This is a genomic window from Dietzia sp. HMSC21D01, from assembly GCF_001815995.1.
Taxonomy (GTDB): Bacteria; Actinomycetota; Actinomycetes; order Mycobacteriales; family Mycobacteriaceae; genus Dietzia; species Dietzia cinnamea.
Window position 1 is genome coordinate 1 of the sequence record NZ_KV824004.1, and the last position, 3,323, is coordinate 3,323.

The window sequence follows — 3,323 nt, forward strand, 5'->3', positions numbered from 1 at the left end:
AGGCCGCGCCGCTCGCGCAGACGCCGACCGCCGTGGTCGCCGAGCCGCGCAGGCGCCCCGCGAGGCGACGCGCGACCCGGTCGACGACGGCTCCCACGAGCGACTGAGAGACCGGGCCGCGTGTCCGGCGGCACGGTCGGTTTGACCTGCTGCGCCGCCGGACCGTAACCTTGACAGGTCGCTCGTCGCGGCGCTATGTCGCCGCGCGAGGAGTCGCGGGCCCGGTCCACACGGACCGGCGTGGCCGACGACCTCCGACCGGCGTGAGCCGGCGAGCATGAGAGAACACCGCACACCAGGTGCGGTCGCCCCGGCGGCCGCACACCCGAGAAGCAAGGGGAAGCCCTCGATGTACGCGATCGTCAAGACCGGCGGCAAGCAGTACAAGGTCGCCGAAGGGGACCAGGTCAAGGTCGAGAAGATCGAGGGCGAGGCCGGAACCTCCGTGTCGCTGTCCCCGATCCTCGTGGTGGACGGCTCGGCCGTCACCTCCGACGCCGACGCCCTGGCCAAGGTCACCGTCTCCGGCGAGATCGTCGAGCAGACCAAGGGTCCGAAGATCCGGATCCACAAGTTCAAGAACAAGACCGGGTACCACAAGCGTCAGGGCCACCGTCAGAAGCTGACGGTCGTCAAGATCACCGGTATCAAGTAATCCGTCACCGGCCGCCAAGGCCACCAGCTCAGCGCCCTCGGGCGTGCTCCCTGAAGGAGGGACTCGGACATGGCAAGCAAGAAGGGCGCGTCCAGCACCCGTAACGGTCGTGACTCCAACGCGCAGCGTCTCGGCGTCAAGCGCTTCGGTGGCCAGGAGGTCAACGCCGGCGAGATCCTGGTGCGCCAGCGCGGCACCAAGTTCCACCCGGGCGTGAACGTCGGCCGCGGCGGCGACGACACCCTGTTCGCCCTCTCCGCCGGTGCGGTGGAGTTCGGCACCAAGCGCGGCCGCAAGACCGTGAACATCGTGCCGGCCGGCGCCGAGGCCTGAGCCTCCCAGCCGACCGAACCACACGTGAATCGCCCTCGGGGGCCGGGCGGGGTCTGATCGACCCCACACCCGGCCCCCGAGAGTATTTGCGGCAGCACCACCCGATCCACCGTCGTCCGTCACCAGGAGGAGTCCCCACCATGTCGAGATTCGTCGACCGCGTCGTCCTCCACCTCGCGGCGGGGGACGGCGGCCGCGGCTGCACCTCCGTGCACCGCGAGAAGTTCAAACCGCTCGGCGGCCCCGACGGCGGCAACGGCGGCGACGGCGGTGACGTCGTGCTCGTCGTGGACCCGCAGGTCCACACCCTGCTCGACTTCCACTTCCGGCCCCACGCCCGCGCCGGCAAGGGCCAGCCCGGCATGGGTTCCCACCGCAACGGCGCCCAGGGCGCCGACCTCGTGCTCCCGGTCCCGCCCGGCACGGTCGTGCTGGACGAGAACGGTGAGGTCCTCGCGGACCTCGTCGGCGCCGGCACCCGGTTCGTCGCAGCCGAGGGCGGAAAGGGCGGTCTCGGCAACGCGGCCCTGGCGTCCCGTGCGCGTAAGGCGCCCGGCTTCGCCCTGCTGGGCGAGCCCGGCGAGGTCCGCGACGTCACGCTCGAGCTCAAGTCGATGGCCGACGTCGGACTCGTGGGCTTCCCGTCCGCCGGCAAGTCCTCCCTCGTCTCGGTGCTCTCCGCGGCCAAGCCCAAGATCGCCGACTACCCGTTCACGACCCTGGTGCCCAACCTAGGGGTGGTCTCGGTCGGCGACGACACCTTCACGATCGCCGATGTACCCGGCCTCATCCCCGGTGCCAGCGAGGGCCGCGGTCTCGGCCTGGACTTCCTACGCCACATCGAACGCACCGCCGTCCTGGCCCACGTCGTCGACTGCGCCAACCTTGAGTCCGACCGCGACCCTGTCTCCGACGTGGACGCCCTCGAGGCGGAGCTCGCCGCGTACCGTTCGGAGCTGTCCGACGCCGGCATCGGCGACCTGTCCGACCGGCCCCGCGTGGTGGTGCTCAACAAGATCGACGTGCCCGACGCCGCCGACATGGCCGAGATGGTCCGCGAGCAGTTCGAGGCCCGGGGGTGGCCCGTGTACGCGATCTCCGCGGTCGCCCACAAGGGGCTCGACGAGTTGCGCTTCGGGCTCTATGAGCTGGTGAAGGCGCACCGGAAGGCCAACCCGCCCGCCGCGCCCGAGCGGATCGTCATCCGGCCCAAGGCCGTGGACGCGGGCGAGTTCGACGTCCGCCCCGACCCCGCCTCTCCCGGCGACTTCGTCGTCACCGGCACCAAGCCCGAGCGGTGGATCCGTCAGACCGACTTCGAGAACGACGAGGCCGTGGGCTTCCTCGCCGACCGCCTCGCCCGGATCGGCGTGGAGGACGCGCTCATCAAGGCCGGCGCCGAGGAGGGCTGCACGGTCACGATCGGCGACGTCTCGTTCGAGTGGGAGCCGCAGACCCCGGCCGGCGTCGACCTCATGCGCACCGGCCGCGGCACGGACATCCGACTCGAGTCCGACGAGCGTGTGGGCGCCGCCGAGCGCAAGTACCGCAAGCGCGTGCGCCGCGGCCTCATCGACCCGGACGAGGAGATCCTGGAGTGACCACCGAGCGCGAGCTGCGCCGTCGCATCGGCACGGCCCGCCGCGTGGTGGTCAAGATCGGTTCGTCCGCGATCACCAGCTTCCACGGCGGGATCCGGCGCGCCGAACTCGACACCCTGGCGGACGTCTGCCAGACGCGCATGACCGGCGGATCGGACGTGTTCGTGGTGTCCTCGGGCGCGATCGGCGCCGGGATGGCCCCGTTGGGCATGACCACCCGGCCCGCCACATTGTCGGCCAAGCAGGCCGCCGCGAGCGTCGGGCAACTCGAACTGGCGCGCGCGTGGGGTGACTCGTTCGCCCGCTACGACCGGGTGGTGGGACAGGTGCTGCTCACCGCCGCCGACATCGGCCGCCGGGACAGCGCCGCCAACGCGCAACGCACCCTCGACCGCCTGCGCACCCTGCGGGCGGTGCCGGTCATCAACGAGAACGACACCGTCGCGACCAACGAGATCCGCTTCGGCGACAACGACCGGCTGGCGGCCCTGGTCGCCCACCTCATCAGCGCCGACGCGCTCATCCTGCTCTCGGACGTCGACGCCCTCTACGACTCCGACCCCCGCAAGGGCGATGCGACCGCGGTGACGATGGTCGGCGGCGAGGGGGACCTCGACGGCGTGGTGGCCGGCGCCGGGGGAGCGCTCGGGACCGGCGGCATGGCCTCCAAGCTCGCGGCCGCCCGCCTGGCCGCCGACGCGGGGATCCCGGTCCTGCTCACCTCCGCGGAGCGG

4 protein-coding genes are annotated in these 3,323 nt (G+C 71.8%); all 4 read left to right on the forward strand.

Annotated elements, in window-relative coordinates; all coding sequences use genetic code 11:
• Nucleotides 1-349 precede the first annotated feature (349 nt).
• Nucleotides 350-655, forward strand: coding sequence for a 50S ribosomal protein L21 (gene rplU / locus HMPREF3086_RS12415; RefSeq protein ID WP_007626967.1), 306 nt, complete (start codon nucleotides 350-352; stop codon nucleotides 653-655).
• Between the two features lie 69 nt (nucleotides 656-724).
• Nucleotides 725-988, forward strand: a complete 264-nt coding sequence (gene rpmA, locus HMPREF3086_RS12420) for a 50S ribosomal protein L27 (RefSeq protein ID WP_007626965.1) — start codon at nucleotides 725-727, stop codon at nucleotides 986-988.
• Between the two features lie 140 nt (nucleotides 989-1,128).
• On the forward strand, nucleotides 1,129-2,589 hold the full coding sequence (gene obgE, locus HMPREF3086_RS12425) for a GTPase ObgE (protein ID WP_070722145.1): 1,461 nt from the start codon (nucleotides 1,129-1,131) through the stop codon (nucleotides 2,587-2,589).
• A partial coding sequence (gene proB, locus HMPREF3086_RS12430) for a glutamate 5-kinase (protein ID WP_070722146.1) occupies nucleotides 2,586-3,323 on the forward strand: 738 nt, incomplete at its 3' end. The genes obgE and proB, both read left to right, overlap by 4 nt.